This is a genomic window from Dryocola mayonis, assembly GCF_051307045.1.
Lineage (GTDB): Bacteria > Pseudomonadota > Gammaproteobacteria > Enterobacterales > Enterobacteriaceae > Dryocola.
On sequence record NZ_CP150452.1, the window covers coordinates 831,359 to 847,833 of the forward strand.

Annotated in this window: 10 protein-coding genes and 4 pseudogenes; 12 read left to right on the forward strand and 2 right to left on the reverse strand. The window is 61.7% G+C overall.

The window, feature by feature from the left end; all coding sequences use genetic code 11:
• Positions 1-153 precede the first annotated feature (153 nt).
• The 12 genes and pseudogenes from WLO32_RS04020 (at position 154) to WLO32_RS04075 (ending at position 13,009) form a co-directional block, all read left to right on the forward strand.
• Entirely contained in the window at positions 154-1,395 is a 1,242-nt protein-coding gene (locus tag WLO32_RS04020; RefSeq protein ID WP_435947263.1) for a pyridoxal-phosphate-dependent aminotransferase family protein, read from the forward strand.
• Positions 1,395-2,646: pseudogene (hpxK, locus tag WLO32_RS04025) on the forward strand (allantoate amidohydrolase); the annotation flags it as partial. The gene WLO32_RS04020 and the pseudogene hpxK, both read left to right, overlap by 1 nt.
• A complete protein-coding gene (uraD, locus tag WLO32_RS04030; RefSeq protein WP_435948242.1) occupies positions 2,641-3,147 on the forward strand; it encodes a 2-oxo-4-hydroxy-4-carboxy-5-ureidoimidazoline decarboxylase in 507 nt (168 codons plus the stop codon). The pseudogene hpxK and the gene uraD, both read left to right, overlap by 6 nt.
• Entirely contained in the window at positions 3,144-3,479 is a 336-nt protein-coding gene (gene uraH / locus WLO32_RS04035) for a hydroxyisourate hydrolase (RefSeq protein WP_435947264.1), read from the forward strand. The genes uraD and uraH overlap by 4 nt, the downstream gene beginning before the upstream one ends.
• A gap of 25 nt (positions 3,480-3,504) precedes the next feature.
• Positions 3,505-4,842: a nucleobase:cation symporter-2 family protein gene (locus WLO32_RS04040; RefSeq protein WP_435947265.1), complete on the forward strand. Its 1,338-nt coding sequence runs from the start codon at positions 3,505-3,507 to the stop codon at positions 4,840-4,842.
• Between the two features lie 378 nt (positions 4,843-5,220).
• Positions 5,221-5,941: pseudogene (locus WLO32_RS04045) on the forward strand (FadR/GntR family transcriptional regulator).
• The gene (locus WLO32_RS04050) at positions 5,938-6,951 is read left to right on the forward strand and encodes an ABC transporter ATP-binding protein (protein WP_435947266.1); all 1,014 of its coding nucleotides are present in this window, start codon (positions 5,938-5,940) and stop codon (positions 6,949-6,951) included. The pseudogene WLO32_RS04045 and the gene WLO32_RS04050 overlap by 4 nt, the downstream one beginning before the upstream one ends.
• The gene (locus WLO32_RS04055; protein WP_435947267.1) at positions 6,948-8,012 is read left to right on the forward strand and encodes an ABC transporter ATP-binding protein; all 1,065 of its coding nucleotides are present in this window, start codon (positions 6,948-6,950) and stop codon (positions 8,010-8,012) included. Before WLO32_RS04050 ends, WLO32_RS04055 begins: the two co-directional genes overlap by 4 nt.
• 21 nt (positions 8,013-8,033) lie before the next feature.
• Positions 8,034-9,549, forward strand: a pseudogene (locus WLO32_RS04060) (ABC transporter substrate-binding protein).
• 22 nt (positions 9,550-9,571) lie between these two features.
• Positions 9,572-10,514 (forward strand): annotated as a pseudogene (locus WLO32_RS04065) (ABC transporter permease).
• Positions 10,515-10,516: 2 nt separating this feature from the next.
• Positions 10,517-11,392: an ABC transporter permease gene (locus WLO32_RS04070; protein ID WP_435947268.1), complete on the forward strand. Its 876-nt coding sequence runs from the start codon at positions 10,517-10,519 to the stop codon at positions 11,390-11,392.
• 15 nt (positions 11,393-11,407) lie between these two features.
• Complete coding sequence (locus WLO32_RS04075; RefSeq protein WP_435947269.1) at positions 11,408-13,009, forward strand: gamma-glutamyltransferase family protein; 1,602 nt, start codon at positions 11,408-11,410, stop codon at positions 13,007-13,009.
• Positions 13,010-13,097: 88 nt separating this feature from the next.
• Here the strand turns inward: WLO32_RS04075 and WLO32_RS04080 are convergent, their stop codons facing one another.
• Positions 13,098-13,865 carry an amidohydrolase gene (locus WLO32_RS04080; RefSeq protein ID WP_435947270.1) on the reverse strand — a complete coding sequence of 256 codons (768 nt, stop codon included), beginning with the start codon at positions 13,863-13,865 and terminating at the stop codon, positions 13,098-13,100.
• Between the two features lie 110 nt (positions 13,866-13,975).
• The gene (fadE, locus tag WLO32_RS04085) at positions 13,976-16,420 is read right to left on the reverse strand and encodes an acyl-CoA dehydrogenase FadE (RefSeq protein ID WP_435947271.1); all 2,445 of its coding nucleotides are present in this window, start codon (positions 16,418-16,420) and stop codon (positions 13,976-13,978) included.
• Between the last annotated feature and the right edge of the window lie 55 nt (positions 16,421-16,475).

A 16,475-nucleotide genomic window follows, 5' to 3' on the forward strand; every position in this document is an offset into this window, starting at 1 on the left:
GTTCATACTCTTTTTATCCTCAGGCGGCGCCGTCGCCTGAACGCCCTGTAAATCCGTTTTTCCTGCCTTGCCGCCTTTATCCCTGGCTGGCACATTAGTTGCAAAACCTTTCATTAAGAATCTTTTGTTTCAAGCAGAGTAAAAGGAACCGCCATGTTCGATATCCAGGCTTATTCACAGATTAACCCGCCGCACCGCCTGCTAATGGGGCCGGGGCCGATCAACGCCGACCCGCGCGTGCTGCGCGCCATGGCCAGCCAGCTGATCGGGCAGTACGACCCGGCGATGACGGGCTATATGAATGAAGTGATGGTGCTGTACCGCGAAGCGTTCCGCACGCAGAACCGCTGGACCCTGCTGGTGGACGGCACTTCCCGTGCGGGTATCGAAGCGATTCTGCTTTCCGCTATTCGTCCCGGCGATAAAGTGCTGGTGCCGGTGTTTGGCCGCTTTGGCCATTTATTGTGTGAAATCGCCCGCCGCTGCCGCGCGGAGGTGCATACCATCGAAGCGCCGTGGGGAGAGGTCTTTACGCCGGACCGCATTGAGGATGCCATCAAAACCGTCAGGCCGCGCCTGCTGCTGACGGTGCAGGGCGACACCTCGACGACCATGCTGCAGCCGCTGGCGGAGCTGGGCGAGATTTGTCGCCGTCACGATGTGCTGTTTTATACGGACGCCACCGCCTCGTTTGGCGGCAACGCGCTGGAAACCGACGCCTGGGGGCTGGACGCGGTGTCCGCCGGGTTACAGAAGTGCCTTGGCGGCCCGTCCGGCAGCTCGCCGATTACCATTAGCCCGAAAATGGAAGAGGCGATCCGCCGCCGCAAATGCGTGGAGGAGGGCATTCGCACCGCTTTGCATCAGGACGGCGACGACGAAATGATCTACTCCAACTATTTCGACCTCGGCATGGTGATGGATTACTGGGGGCCGGAGCGCCTGAACCACCATACCGAAGCCACCAGCATGTTATTCGCCGCCCGCGAATGCGCGCGCGTGCTGCTGGAAGAAGGGCTGGAGCAGGGCATTGCCCGCCACCAGCTGCACGGCCGGGCGTTAGTCGCCGGGATTCAGGGCATGGGGCTGGAAACCTTCGGCGACCTGCGGCACAAAATGAACAACGTCCTGGGCGTGGTGATCCCGTCTGCGGTAAATGGCGAAGAGGTTCGCAGGCTGCTGCTGGAAGATTTCCATATCGAAATCGGCACCTCCTTCGGCCCGCTGCAGGGCAAAATCTGGCGTATCGGCACCATGGGCTACAACGCCCGCAAGGACTGCGTGCTGCAGACGCTGACGGCGCTGGAGGCCGTGCTGAACCGCCTTGGTTTTAAAACCACGCAGGGGGCAGCCATGCAGGCGGCGTGGAACCTTTACGCACAGGAAAGCCGCTGATGGTCAGACTTACGATGAACGCCGCCGAGGCGGACGCCGCCGCCCGGCGCGTGATGCGGCGCGCCGATGAGCTTGCGGCAATAAGCGAAACGCCGGACGCGCTGACGCGCGTTTACCTCTCGCCGGAGCATTTACGCGCGAACCATCTGGTTGCCGGCTGGATGGAGCAGATCGGCATGACCACCTGGCAGGACGCCGTGGGCAATATCTGCGGCCGCTACGAAGGCTCGACCGAAGGCGCGCCCGCCATTTTGCTTGGTTCGCACCTCGATACCGTACGCAACGCCGGACGCTACGACGGCATGTTAGGCGTGCTGAGCGCGCTTGAGGTCGTCGCCTTTCTTTACCAGCACGGCCTGCAGCTGGAGCAGGCGGTAGAAATCGTCGGCTTCGGCGATGAGGAAGGCACGCGTTTTGGCATCACGCTATTGGGGAGCCGGGGAGTAACCGGTGGCTGGCCGGAAAGCTGGCTTGCCTGTGAAGATGCGGCGGGGATTAGCGTAGCGCAGGCGCTGCTCAACGCCGGCCTGGACCCTTCGCGTATCGGCCATGCGGCCCGCCAGCCGGAGGCGTTCAGCGCCTATCTGGAGCTGCACATTGAGCAGGGGCCGGTGCTGGAGCGGGAAAATCTAGCCCTCGGCGTGGTCACGGCCATTAACGGCGCCCGCCGTTTAAACTGCCGGTTTAGCGGCGAGGCAGGACACGCCGGAACCGTGCCGATGTCCCTTCGCAAAGACGCGCTGGCCGCCGCCGCGGAATGGATGACCTTTATCGAGAGCGCCACGCGCGAGCAGGGGCCGGATTTGGTCGCCACCGTCGGCACGCTGCAGTGCGCGCCGGGGGCGGTAAACGTGATTCCGGGCGATGCGCATCTCACCCTGGATATCCGCAGCCCGCAGGATGACAGCCTTGAAACCCTGTTCGGGCTGCTGCTGCGGGAAGGAGAAAGCATTGCGGCGCGTCGCGGCGTGTCATTCAGCGCCGAAACCTACTATGCCATTCCCGCCACGCCATGCGATGCCGCGCTGCAAAGAAAATTAAGCGCCTCGGTGGAGGGCCGTGCAGGGAAGAAGCCTGTCGCTGCCGAGCGGCGCGGGGCACGACGCTATCGCTATCGCGGAACGCTGGCCGGTGGGCATGCTGTTTGTCCGCTGCGACCGCGGCATTAGCCATCATCCGGCGGAGTCCGTTATCGCCGCGGACGTGGCGCTGGCCGTACAGGCCTATACGCAGGCGGTTGTTCATCTGGCCCGCTCGCCCCTTGAGGCGTTTAATCTTGGCACAGAAACCGATGCGCTTGATTTGATTGCGCCATGCGTTGCCCTGCCGGAATGGGCAAAAGGCGTTGCGGCGGCCCGCCCTTACGATTCGCTAAACGCGCTGTTAGCAAGAGCCGCGCAGCTCAGCCATGGCTGGGATGGCAACGATCTGCGCCGCGCGCTTGCCGCGCATCCCCGCATTGGCGAAAAAGCGCAGGGCGGCAGCCGGGAAGCGTCGCTTTCCCGCGGCGAGCAGGCGGCGGTCAATACCCAAAATGACGCCTTAGCGCTCGCGTTGGCCAGGGGAAACCGCGAATACGAAGCCCGCTTCGGGCGCGTGTTTTTAATTCGCGCCAAAGGCCGCAGCGGGGAAGAGATCCTCGCGGAGCTGCATCGCCGTTTGAAAAATTCACCCGAGCGGGAGGAAACCGAGGCGCTCGAACAGCTGCGTCAGATTACCTTGCTGCGTCTTGAAGGAGTCTTTGCCCGATGAGCAAGCTTAGCACCCACGTGTTAGATACCGCCCTTGGCAAGCCCGCCGTCGGGGTTGCCATCCGTCTTGAATATCAGTTTGCCGACGGCTGGGAAATCATTGGCGAAGGGCAGACGGATGCCGACGGGCGTTTAAAAGATCTCGTTTCCGCTCCGCTGGCTGCGGGGCGCTATCGCCTGACGGCGGAAATCGGCCTTTATTTTGCGGCCACGCTGCGCGAAACGCTGTATCCCACGGCGCAGATTGATTTCGTTATTCCTGAAAGCGGCGGACACTATCACCTGCCGTTTCTGATTTCCCCCTGGTCGTGGTCAACCTATCGCGGCAGTTGAATTCACTCACAAACGGAAGGGCTGCATGAAACAGAATAATAGCGCCTGCGCGCGCCCGGAAGACCAGCGTTACCCGGCGGTGAAAAGCTTTGCCTGGGGACTACAGCATGTGCTGACGATGTACGGCGGCATCATCGCCCCGCCGCTGATTATCGGCAGCGCCGCGGGGCTGGACGCGGCTGATATCGGCCTGCTGGTCACCGCCGCCTTGTTTATCAGCGGGCTGTCGACCCTGCTTCAGTCGCTTGGCATTCCTTTTTTCGGCTCGCGTTTGCCGCTGGTGCAGGGCGTCTCCTTCGCGGGCGTGGCCACGATGGTGACGTTGGTGACCGGCGGCGGGCTGCCGGTGGTGTTTGGCGCGGTTATCGCCTCGTCCCTGCTTGGCCTGCTGATCACGCCCTTTTTCGCCCAGATTATTCGCTTTTTCCCGCCGGTGGTGACCGGCTGCGTGATCACCGTTATCGGCCTGTCGCTGATGCCGGTTGCCGCGCGCTGGGCGATGGGCGGCAATATGAAGGCGGCGGACTGGGGATCGCCTGCGAATATCGGCCTTGCGGCATTGACCCTTGGCGTGATTCTGCTGCTTAACCGCCTCGGGCGCGGCAGCGTAACGCGCATTGCGGTGCTGGCGGCAATGGTCATCGGCACCCTGGCGGCGGTAGCGACCGGGAAAGCGGATTTCAGCGGCGTGACGCAGGGCGACTGGGTGGCCATGCCGACGATCTTTGCCTTCGGCGCGCCCGTTTTTGACGGGGCGGCGATCCTTTCAATGTTTTTGATAGTCCTGGTGCTGCTGACCGAAACCACCGCCGGGCTGATGGCGATTGGCGAAATCGTCGGCACGGAGGTAAGCGGTAAGCGCATCGCTAACGGTCTGCGCGCCGATATGCTCACCAGCGCCATCGCCCCGCTATTCAACTCGTTTCCGCAAAGCGCCTTCGCGCAGAACATCGGCCTGGTTGCCCTGACGGGCATTAAAAGCCGCTTTGTGGTAAGCGCGGGCGGGATGGTTCTCGTGGCGCTGGGTTTGCTGCCGGTGCTGGGGCGGATTATCGCCTGCATTCCGATGCCGGTGCTGGGCGGCGCGGGCGTCGTGCTGTTTGGTTCCGTGGCGGCAAGCGGTATCCGCACGCTGGCAAAAGTGGACTACAGGGAGAATATGAACCTGGTGGTGGTCGCCACCGCGCTGGCGTTCGGCATGATCCCGATTGTGATGCCGACCTTCTACGATCGGTTCCCCGACTGGGTGCACACGCTGCTGCATTCAGGCATCAGCGCTACCTGCCTTGCGGCTTTTACGCTCAATATCCTCTTCAATTCCCGGTTACGTCCGTCACGCCGTCGTTTACCCGAAGCCTCCTGAGTCTTTTCTCCAGAGTTTTTGGATACCGCTGCGCGATCTCTGCGATCGCGCGGTGGTATTTAACATTTAATAAACAAGTGTGCATCATCTTGAACCATTAAATTAACAAATGCACAACCATGGTGCGTTATTTGCACTATTGTTGTGCATTTTCCGCGCGGGTTAAACCGCGCTCTATGCATATTGAACCAATACTATTAATTTTTTATGCAACAAAATTAATGAGTTAAATTTTCTCGCCGGGTTTTTTGCGAACCATTCAGAAATTGGTTCGAGTATTGCAAGTCATTAGCAGGATAAGCATTGGGCCTGCGGCTCATAACTTATTGTTTAAGAAATATAAATAAAATTTATGACCCGACGATAGCAGGCAACCGCATGACAAAAACCTCCCGGTTTCTGGCAAATTCCAGTTCCGCGTTAGAACAGCTGCGTGCGTTGATCCACACCCATGAATCAACGCCGGGGATTTCGTTACCGACCGAGCGCGAGCTGAGCGAACGCCTGGGCGTCGGACGCCGTGAAATCCGCCGCGCGCTGGACGTGCTGGAAGAAGAAGGGCGCATCTGGCGCAAGCAGGGTAAAGGCACTTTTATCGGCCCTGCCGCTCCCGTGGAGCCTCTGGCACTGCAGGGCCTGCTGCAGCAAACCAATCTGCATGAGGTGATGGAAGCGCGCCTCCAGCTTGAGCCTGGACTTGCCCGCCTCGCGGCGTTACGCGCCACCGGGGAGCAAATCGCCCTCATGGCGCGCCTGATTGAGCGCATCGAACAGGTCAGCCCGAGCGACCCGGATCTCAACGAGCTGTGGGACAGCGCCTTTCACCGCGCCATTGCCGAGGCCGCCGGCAACCGCCTGATGCTCGGCCTGTTCGACGCCATCGATGCCGTGCGCCGCGAGCCGAGCTGGCAGCACCTGCGCGAGCTTGCCCGCACGCCCGCACGCGTCACCCGCTATGACGATCATCACCAGAACATCCTCAAACATATTGCCGCGCGCCAGCCCGTGGAAGCGGGCCGCCGCGATGCACGAACACCTGCTTGATTTGCAGCAGGCGCTTATTCAGGCCATCAACCATCAGGAAAGCACCAGCCTATGACGACGATCCCTCTGAATCCGCCGGCGCCGGTCCTGCGTCTGCGCAACCTGAACGTAAAATTTAGCGGCTCGCCGGTCAGCGTGCTGGACGGCATCACCCTGACGCTCAAAGCCGGGGAAACGCTGGCGCTGGTGGGGGAGTCCGGCTGCGGCAAAAGCATTACGTCGCTTGCGCTGATGGGCCTGCTGCCGGCCAGCGCGCAGATCGTCAGCGGGGAGATGCAGTTCAACCATTACGATCTGCGCAGCCTGTCGCCCCGTGAATACGCGGATATTCGCGGCAACCAGCTGGCGATGATTTTCCAGGAGCCGATGACCTCGCTGAACCCGGCCTTTACGCTGGGCGATCAGCTGAGCGAAGCGGTAATGCGCCATCGCAAAGTGAACCGCCGTGAAGCGATGGCCGCGGCGCAGGCGATCCTTGAAAAAGTACAGATCCCGGCCGCGGCCATGCGCCTGAAGGCATATCCACATCAGCTTTCCGGCGGCATGCGCCAGCGCGTGATGATCGCCATGGCGCTGATCAACCATCCGCAGCTGCTGATTGCCGATGAGCCGACCACCGCGCTCGACGTCACTATCCAGGCGCAGATCCTCTCCCTGCTCAATACCCTGAAAGAAGAAACCGGCACGGCGGTGCTGATGATCACCCACGATCTGGGAGTGGTAGCGGAAGTCGCCCAGCACGTCGCCGTGATGTATGCCGGGCAGGTGGTGGAAAGCGGCAGCGTGGAGACGATTTTTGCCGATCCGCAGCACCCTTACACCATCGGCCTGATGGCGTCTATTCCTTCGCTGGGCGCACGCAAGGGCGCGCTTGCCACCATCCCCGGCTCCGTTCCTTTGCCGGAGGCGATGCCGAAAGGCTGCCGCTTCGCCACCCGCTGCCCCTTTGCCGAAACCCGCTGTCACCAGCACAAGCCCGCGCTGCAAAACATGGGGCCCCATCACCAGGTCGCCTGCTTCCGGGCGCCTCTTGAACAGCACATCGCGCTGGGAGAAATCGCATGACGACGCCGATTCTTGAATGTCTCGAATTAAGCAAAGCCTTTGCCGGGCCAAAGCGCCTGTTCGCCCGCAACACGCAGGTAACGGCGGTGGATCGCATTTCGCTAAAAGTCTGGCCGGGTGAAACGCTGGCGATCGTCGGCGAGTCCGGCTCGGGGAAATCCACCCTCGGCCGGCTGCTGCTGCGCCTGCTGGCCCCGACCCAGGGACAGGTTTTTTATCAGGGCGAAGAGATTACCCGGGTGAACGCCGCGCGCCTGAACCAGCTGCGCCGCGAGCTGCAAATCATCTTTCAGGACCCCTTTGCCTCGCTCAACCCGCGCATGACGGTTGAAGACATCGTGGGCGAGCCGCTGTGGCTGCACCAGAACATGAGCAAGGCGGACCGCACGCACCGCGTGGCCGAGCTGTTGAAAACGGTGGGCCTGCCCGCGGCCTGGGCCCGGCGCTATCCGCACGAATTTTCCGGCGGCCAGCGCCAGCGTATCGGCATTGCCCGCGCGCTGGCCTCCGGCCCGAAGCTGCTGCTGGGCGATGAGCCGGTTTCGGCGCTGGACGTCTCCGTGCAGGCGCAGGTGGTGAACCTGCTGGAGAGCCTCAAGGAGCAGTTCGGCCTGACGATGATTATCGTCGCCCACGGGCTGGCGGTGATTCGCCATATGAGCGACCGCGTGGCGGTGATGTATCTCGGCCAGATTGTCGAGCTGGCCCACGTCGATGACATTTTTGATGCGCCCCTGCATCCCTATACCCAGGCGCTGATCGCTTCGGCTCCCCGCATGCAGCCCGGCGCGCCGCGGCAGGCTCCTTTACTGCAGGGCGACTTACCGAATCCTTCCGACCCTCCGGGCGGCTGCCGTTTCCACACCCGTTGCCCGCACGCTAATGAAGAATGCACGCAGCGCGAGCCAATCATGCAGGTGCTGGACGGCGGACGTCAGGTGGCCTGCCATCGCTGGCAGGAGATCAACCGCGACCGCAGCGTTATTTATCTTGCGCCGCCTTCAGGCGCTTTCTTGCGTCGCCGCGCGCTGTTTGAACAGGCGGCATCTCAACAATCCTGACCCCTCTGGAGAAGAACGACGATGAAATTGCATAAAGCAGTGGTGGGCGCGCTGGGAAGCGTGCTGTTGCTGGGCGCCAGCGCCCAGACGTATGCCGAAAGCGTGCTGCGCGTCGGTTTGGGTGCCGACCCGGACATGCTCGATCCCCATCAGGCGCGCACCTACTACGGGCGCTTTGTCTTTGCCGCCATGTGCGACCGCCTGGTGGACGTGGACGAAAACCTGCAGGTGGTGCCGGGGCTGGCGAAGGACTGGGCGTGGAGCGACGAGGGCAAGACGCTGACGCTGAACCTGCGCGAAGGCGTGACCTTCCACGACGGCGAAAAATTCGATGCCGAAGCGGTGAAGTACAACCTGGATCGCGCCATGACCATGCCGGGCTCGCTGCGCAAAAGCGACCTGTCCTCCGTTGAGTCCGTGGAGGTGAAAAGCCCCACGCAGGTGGTGCTGCATCTGAAATCGCCTGATGCGGCATTGCTCAGCCAGCTTACCGACCGCGCGGGCGCGATGATGGCGCCGAAAGCGGCAACCAGGCCCGATTTCGCCGCGCATCCGGTTTGCTCCGGCCCTTACCAGTTCGAAAGCCGCGTGTCCCAGGACCGCATCGTGCTCAAGCGCTTTGAAAACTACTGGAACAAAGGCGCCTACCACTTCGATAAAGTGATATTTCTGCCGATTCCTGACGCCTCCGTTCGCCTGGCCAACCTGCGCGCCGGCGACCTTGACGTCACCGAAGGCATTGCCGCAAGCGACGTGAAAACCGTGGAGGCCCGATAGCCGGCTGAGCCTCGCCAAAGTCACCGGCCTTGGCTATCAGGGCATCACCTTTAATATCAACAACGGCAAAGTGCCGGCTAACGATCCGTTTAAAGACGCCCGCGTGCGCGAGGCTTTCTCCCTCGCCATCGACCGTGACGCGCTCAACCAGGTGGTGTTCGAAGGGCTGTATGCGCCCTCAAACCAGGGGCTGTCCACCGTTAGCCCTTACCACGTGAAGCTGCCCGTCGCGCCGCGCGACGTAGAGAAATCGAAAGCGCTGCTCAAAGAGGCGGGCGTCAACGGGCCGCTGAACGTGTCGCTGCTGGTGCCGAACAACCCGACCTCTCAGCAGGTGGGCCAGGTGCTGCAGGCGATGACCGCCGAGGCGGGCTTTAATCTCAACCTGCAAATGACCGAGTTCGCCACGCTACTGGATCGCCAGCAGAGCGGGGATTATCAGCTGAGCCTTTCCGGCTGGTCTGGCCGCCCGGATCCGGACGGCAGCCTGTTCGCGTTTATCAACAGCAAAGGCAACCTTAACGACGGGCGCTACAGCAACCCGCAGGTGGATGAATGGCTGCTACAGGCCCGCCGGAGCAACGACCAGGCTACCCGCCAGGCGCTGTACGACAAAGTGGTGCAGCAGCTGCAAACCGATATGCCCATCGCCTACCTTTACTTCGAGCCGCGCATCTTCGGGCTGAACAAAAAAGTGCAGGGCTTTAAGCCGTACCCGGACGGCATCGTGCGTCTGGCCGGCTTAACGCTGGCCCCTTAACCCGCAGCGGCCTGGAGGCATCATGCTGGAACTGATATGCAAACGCCTGCTGCTGGCCATTCCGACGCTGCTTATCGTCAGCGTCATGGTCTTCGGCCTGCAAAAGCTTCTGCCGGGCGATCCGCTGATCGCCATGGCGGGCGAAGAGCGCGATCCGGCGGTGATCGCCCAGCTACGCGACGAGCTGCACCTGAACGATCCGATCCCGCTGCAGTATTTTCACTGGCTGACCAACGCTCTGCAGGGCGATCTGGGCATGTCCCTGCGCACGCATGAGCCGGTCACCGCGCTGATCGCCAGCAAGCTGCCGGTTACGCTCGAGCTGTCGCTGCTGGCGATGGTTATCGCGCTGCTGGTGGGCATCAGCATGGGGATCGTGGCGGCGGTGCATAAAAACAGCTGGGTTGACCACGGGACGAACTTCGTGGCGATCTCGGGGATTTCGGTGCCGCATTTCTGGCTCGGCATCCTGCTGATCCTTATCTTTTCGGTCAATCTTCAGTGGCTGCCCGCCTCCGGCTTTGTGCCCTTTAGCGAGGATGCTTTGCAGAACCTGCGCACGCTGCTGCTGCCCGCGCTGGTGCTGGGAACGGGGCTTGCGGCTACGTTAATGCGCCATACCAGGGCCTCGATGATTGCCGTGCTGAAGGCTGACTACATCCGTACCGCCCGCGCCAAAGGCCTGCTGCCAAAACGCGTCATCCTTAAGCACGCGTTTCGCAACGCGCTGGTGCCGGTGATTACCTTAACCACGCTGCTGTTTGGCGAACTGCTGGGCGGCGCGGTGCTGACCGAACAGGTCTTCACCATTCCCGGCTTCGGCAAAATGATTGTGGATTCCGTGTTTAACCGCGACTACGCCGTAGTGCAGGGCGTGGTGCTGGTGGTGGGCCATCGGCTTCCTGGTGCTGAACCTGGTGGCGGACGTGCTGTATGTCCTTATCAACCCGAAAATGCGGAGCTGAGCATGGCTGAACTGACCACAACCGGCGTGGCGATAAGCGCGCCGAAAACGCCGAACCGCGTGTTGAAGAAGTTTCTCGCCAACAGGAGCGCGATGATCGGCGCGGTCATCGTCGGCGTCTTTGTGCTGGTCGCGCTGCTGGCGCCGTGGATCGCGCCTTTCGATCCGCTGAAGGCCAACTTCCTGGCGGTGCGCAAGCCGCCCTCGGAGCTTTACTGGTTCGGCACCGATGAGCTGGGGCGCGATATCCTCTCGCGCATCGTCTGGGGCGCGCGCACCTCGCTGCTGGCGGGCTGTATTTCAGTGCTGATCGCGGTGGCGATCGGCGTGCCGCTGGGGCTGGTCGCCGGCTATTTCCAGGGGATCTGGGACGGGGTTATCTCGCGGGTTATCGAAGCGCTGCTTGCCTGTCCGTTTCTGATCATGGCCATCGCGCTGGGGGCGTTTTTAGGCCCGAGCCTGAGCAACGCCATGATCGCCATCGGCCTGTCGGCGATGCCGATCTTCGCCCGCCTGACGCGCGGACAGGTGATCGCTATCCGCAACGAAGAGTACATCGACGGGGCGCGGGCCATCGGCCTGCCGGACCGCTGGATAATCATTCGCTACGTGCTGCCGAACGTGATGTCGCCGATCCTGGTGCAGTCCACGCTGGCGATTGCCGCCGCGATCATCACCGAGGCGAGCCTGTCGTTTCTCGGCCTTGGCCAGCAGCCGCCGAATCCTTCCTGGGGCGCGATGCTCAACACCGCAAAAGGCTTCCTGGAGCAGGCTCCCTGGATGTCCATCTTCCCCGGCGTGGCCATTTTTCTGACGGTGCAAGGTTTCAACTTACTGGGCGACGGGCTGCGCGATGCGCTCGATCCCCGCAACGATTAACACGCAGGAGACGTGATGAAAGAAGCAATAGATTTTCAGGTAGGCTATCCCTCTTACCGCCCGGCCATGATGGGCCGTAACGCCGTCACCACCTCGCAGCCGCTGGCGGCCCAGGCGGGCTTGCGCATGCTGCTGCAGGGCGGCAACGCCGTTGATGCGGCGATCGCCAGCGCCATGGCGCTGACCGTGGTGGAACCGACCGGCTGCGGTATCGGCAGCGATGCCTATGCCATCGTCTGGGATGGAAAACAGCTTCACGCGCTGAACGCCACCGGGCGCTCCCCGGCGGCCTGGCGCCATGACCACTTTGCGCAACATAAAACCATGCCGGAAATCGGCTGGGACGCGGTCACCGTACCGGGCGCGGTATCCGGCTGGGTGGCGCTGGCGGAGCGCTTCGGCACGCTGCCGCTCACCACGCTTGCCCAGCCGGCGATTGAGTATGCGCGCAACGGCTTCCCGGTTTCCCCGCTTATCGGCCAGCTCTGGGAGCGCGGCTACAAGAAATTAAAAGACCAGCCGGGCTTTAGCGAATGCTTCGCGCCCGGCGGCCGCGCGCCGAAAACGGGCGAGATATTCCGCAACCCGGCGCAGGCCGACACGCTGGAAAAAATAGCCGCGACCAACGGCGAAGCCTTCTACCACGGCGAGCTGGCGCAGAAGATCGCCGCTTTTGCTCAGGAGCACGGCGCGCACCTGACGAAAGAGGACCTGGCGAACCACAAGGCCGACTGGGTTGAGCTATTGTCGAAAGAGTTTGCCGGCGGCTCCGTTCAGGAGCTGCCGCCGAACGGGCAGGGCATCGCCACGCTGATTGCGCTGGGCATTCTCGAGCAGTGGGATATCGGCCGCTACGGCCCGGATTCGGTGGAGACGCTGCATCTGTCCATCGAAGCGATGAAGCTGGCGCTGGCGGACCTCGACCGCTACGTGGCGGACGAAGACCATATGGAGTTCGCCGCCAGGCATCTGCTGAGCGATGAGTATCTGAAAACGCGCGCCCGGCTTATCGACGCGGATAAGGCGAGCGATTTCACCTATGGTTCACCGACCCAAAGCGGCACGGTTTATCTCTCCACCGCCGACGCCAGCGGCATGATGGTGTCGTTTATCCAGTCCAACTTTATGGGCTTCGGTTCCGGCATCGTGGTGCCGGGGACCGGTATCAGCCTGCAAAACCGCGGCGCAGGCTTCGTGACGGATAAAGCGCACCCGAACTGTGTGGCGGGCAGCAAGCGCCCGTTCCACACCATTATTCCCGCGTTCGCGCTGGATAAAGACGGACAGCCGCTGATGTCGTTCGGCGTGATGGGCGGGCCGATGCAGGCGCAGGGGCACCTGCAGATGGCGATTCGCATCATGCTGCACAAACAGAACCCGCAGGCCGCGATTGACGCGCCGCGCTGGCGAGTGGTGCAGGGCAGGGAGGTCGTGGTGGAATCGACGATGGATCGCAATACCATAGCCGCGCTGCGCGAAATGGGCCATACCATCGTGGTGGAAGACCCGCTTCAGGCCTATAACTTCGGCGGCGCGCAGATAATAGTGCGCGCGCCTGAGGGGCATTACATCGCCGCGACGGAAAGCCGTAAAGACGGGCAGGCGCTGGTTTATTGAGTTGGTATTTTTAGGGCGGGTAAGCGTTAGCGCCACCCGCCGCAAATGTCGGATGGCGCTGCGCTTATCCGACCTGACCCCGTTCGCCCTACAGGCTAAACGGATCCGCATCCTGCCACGCCGGGAACTTCTCCCGGTACTCCTGTAACGCAATCAGCGACAGATCCGCATCAAGCCTTGTGGCCTGGTGCGCTTCCGCGCTTGCCAGGATCTCGCCCTGCGGGCTGATAATTTTGCTGTCGCCGCGATAGTGGTGGCCGTTGCCGTCGGTGCCGACGCGGTTGCAGCCTGCGACGTAGGCCTGGTTTTCAATGGCGCGGGCGACCAGCAGGCTTTGCCAGTGCAGGGAGCGCGGCGCGGGCCAGTTTGCGACGTACAGCGCCAGATCGTAATCGTTGCGGTTGCGCGACCACACCGGGAAGCGCAGGTCGTAGCAGACCAGCGGCAGGATACGCCAGCCGCGCCATTCCACCACGACGCGCTCCTCGCCCGCCTGATAATGGTGGTGCTCGTCCGCCATGCGGAACAGGTGGCGCTTGTCGTAGAAGTGCACCTGGCTGTCCGGCTTTACCAGCAGGAAGCGGTTTACCGGGCCGCGTTCCGTTTGCAGGGCGGCGCTGCCGGCGATCATCGCCTGCGTTTGCTGCGCCTTGAACTGCATCCAGTCGATGACTTCCTCTTCCGCCAGCGACTGCTTTGCGGCTTCCATGGCAAAACCGGTGGTGAACATCTCAGGCAGGATAATCAGATCGCGACCGTGAATGCCGTCGAGCAGCACATCGAAATGACGCAGGTTTGCCGCGCCATCCATCCAGACCAGCGGCTGTTGCAGAAGGGAAATTTTTAAGCCAGACACAATCACGGACCCCATGAATAAAGGTATTTCCTTCACTGTAGCATGAGTTCGGCGGCTTTTGTTGGGCAATAAAAAACCCCGGCTGGCGGGGTTTTCAGGTTTAACGCGGCTTACGCGGCTTCGATTTTACGGTGTTTTTCCGGCAGCTTTACCGGTTGAGTTGCCAGCGCCTCCGGATCGAAGTCGTCGACGTTGATGCTGCGCAGGCGGCTTGCTTCGGCCCTGGTCAGAATCGCTGCTTCCTGGGCATCGATTTTTCCTTCCGCCAGCCACCGTTCAGCCTGTTCGTCCAGACGCGTAAACGGCAGGTTGTGGCCGCTTTCTTTGCAGATGCGCAAATGGATCGGCTCGGCGGCCATCACGTCCAGCAGCGCCTGTTCCAGCAGCCCCGCCGGGTTAAACTCGCTCGGCGTCAGGTACTGGCCGCGGCCGATGCGTGAACGCGTAGCCGACGGCACCTGCATGATCTTCGCCAGCTTATGGTCCAGCTTGTCGGATGGCGCAGCGTAACGACGGCCGAGCGGGAAGATTGCCAGGCGCAGCATGCCGGCGACAAAGCCGTTAGGGAAGTTGCGCAGCAAATCGTCAATCGCCTGCTCCGCCTGGAAGAGCGCATCCTGCACGCCCCAGTGCACCAGCGGCAGATCCGCCTCGTTGCGCCCTTCGTCTTCGTAGCGCTTGAGCACCGCGGAGGCGAGATACAGCTGGCTTAGCACATCCCCAAGGCGGGCGGAGATGCGCTCGCGGCGTTTCAGGCTGCCGCCCAGCACCGCCATGGAAATATCGGACAGCAGCGCCAGGTTAGCGCTCAGGCGGTTCAGATGCTGATAGTAGCGTTTGGTGGCGTCGCGGGTCGGCGTGGCGCTTCCCAGACCGTTGGTCAGGCCCAGCCACAGGCTGCGCATTTTGTTGCTACCGACGTGTCCGATATGCCTGAACAGCAGCTTATCGAAGGCGTTCAGATCGTTATTTTGCGAGGCCGCCATCTCTTCGAGAACATAAGGATGGCAGCGAATCGCCCCCTGACCGAAGATAATCATGCTGCGGGTGAGGATGTTCGCCCCTTCAACGGTGATGGCGATAGGCGCGCCCTGATAAGCGCGAGCGACAAAGTTAGACTCGCCAAGCATGATGCCCTTGCCGCCGACGATGTCCATCGCGTCGAGGATGGCGCGCTGGCCGCGGTGGGTACAGTGATATTTCACAATCGCGGACAGCACCGCCGGTTTTTCACCGAGCACGATACCGTAGGTAATCAGCGACGCTGCGGCGTCCATTACGTAAGCGTTGCCCGCAATGCGCGCCAGCGGCTCTTCAATCCCTTCCATCTTGCCGATAGAGATGCGGAACTGGCGGCGAATATGGGCATAGGCGCCGGTCGCCATAGCGATGGTTTTCAGGCTGCCCGTTGAGTTAGAAGGCAGGGTGATGCCGCGTCCTACGGACAGGCATTCCACCAGCATGCGCCAGCCCTGGCCCGCCATTTTCGGGCCGCCGATGATGTAGTCGATCGGTACAAAAATATCCTTGCCGCGGGTCGGGCCGTTCTGGAATGGCACGTTCAGCGGGAAGTGACGTTTGCCTATTTCAACGCCCGGCGTGTGCGTTGGGATCAGCGCACAGGTGATGCCGAGCTCTTCTTCGTCGCCTAACAGATGGTCCGGGTCAGAGAGTTTGAACGCCAGGCCCAGCACGGTGGCGATAGGGGCAAGCGTAATGTAGCGCTTGTTCCAGGTCAGGCGCATACCCAGCACCTGCTGGCCCTGCCAGTCGCCCATGCAAACTACGCCGGTATCGGGGATTGCGCCCGCATCGGAGCCTGCTTCCGGGCTAGTCAGCGCGAAGCAGGGGATTTCCTGTCCGCGGGCCAGGCGCGGCAGATAGTGATCTTTTTGCGCTTCGGTGCCGTAATGCTGGAGCAGCTCGCCCGGACCTAATGAGTTAGGCACGCCGACGGTGATCGCCAGTATGCCCGAAACGCCGGCAAGCTTCTGCAGCACGCGGGCCTGAGCGTAAGCGGAGAATTCCAGCCCGCCGTACTCTTTCTTAATGATCATCGCAAAGAAGCGGTGCTCTTTCAGATAGTCCCACAGCTCCGGCGGCAGATCGGCCAGCTCGTGGGTAATCTGGTAATCATTCGCCATGCGGCAGGCTTCTTCGACCGGGCCGTCAAGAAAAGCCTGTTCTTCGGCGCTCAGCTGCGGCTGCGGATAGTTATGCAGCTTTTCCCAGTCCGGCCTGCCGCGGAACAGATCGCCTTCCCACCAGGTGGTGCCTGCGTCAATCGCCTCTTTTTCAGTGCGCGACATCGGCGGCATCACTTTACGGAAGCCTTTAAACACCGGGGCGGAAATCAGCGACTTACGCATTGGGGTAAAGACGAACGGCACCAGAATAATGGCGAGGGGGACGAGTACCCAGACGGACCAGATACCGGCAAAACCTAAAGCTGCCGTCCACGCCAGCAGGATCGCGCTGCTGAGCAGCAGATTGACCTGATGGTAAAACAGCGCGCCGAGCAGAATAACGGTTGCAACAACACTCAAAATCAACATAAAGAAAGCTCCCTTGCTTGTAGGAGGTCTGACCACTTGTGATGTATTGGTTTTA